This window comes from Streptomyces africanus (genome assembly GCF_002150735.1).
Taxonomy (GTDB): domain Bacteria; phylum Actinomycetota; class Actinomycetes; order Streptomycetales; family Streptomycetaceae; genus Streptomyces; species Streptomyces africanus.
The window spans coordinates 1-528 of sequence record NZ_MUKA01000725.1 but is presented as its reverse complement, the minus strand read 5'-3'; the positions used below and the strand labels follow the sequence as shown (position 1 = coordinate 528).

The following is a 528-nucleotide window of genomic DNA, read 5'->3' as shown; positions in this document are numbered from 1 at the left end:
GTCCGGGCCGGGCGGGGGTGGGACAGGAAACCGGCCACCTTGGCGCGCCCGATACCCTGGGGGCGTGACGTTTCCGGTAGTCGGCATGGTCGGCGGGGGCCAGCTCGCTCGTATGACACACGAGGCAGGCATCCCGCTGGGCATCAGGTTCAAGCTCCTCAGTGACACCCCGCAGGACTCAGCTGCGCAGGTCGTGAGCGATGTCGTCGTCGGCGACTATCGCGACCTGGAGACGCTGCGCGCCTTCGCACGCGGGTGCGATGTGATCACCTTCGATCACGAACACGTGCCCACCGAGCACCTCAGGGCCCTGGAGGCGGACGGCATCCCCGTGCGCCCCGGCCCCGACGCGCTTCAGCACGCCCAGGACAAGGGCGTGATGCGCGCGAAGCTCGACGCGCTCGGCGTGCCCTGCCCCAGACACAGAATCGTCTCCGATCCGCAGGACGTGGCGGCCTTCGCGGCGGAGGGTGACGGTTTCCCCGTCGTTCTCAAGACCGTCCGCGGCGGCTACGACGGCAAGGGCGT

At 69.7% G+C, this 528-nt stretch carries 1 pseudogene; it reads left to right on the top strand.

Features of this window, described 5'->3' with window-relative positions:
• Window positions 1-64: 64 nt before the first annotated feature.
• Window positions 65-528 (top strand): annotated as a pseudogene (locus CCL05_RS43685) (ATP-grasp domain-containing protein); the annotation flags it as partial.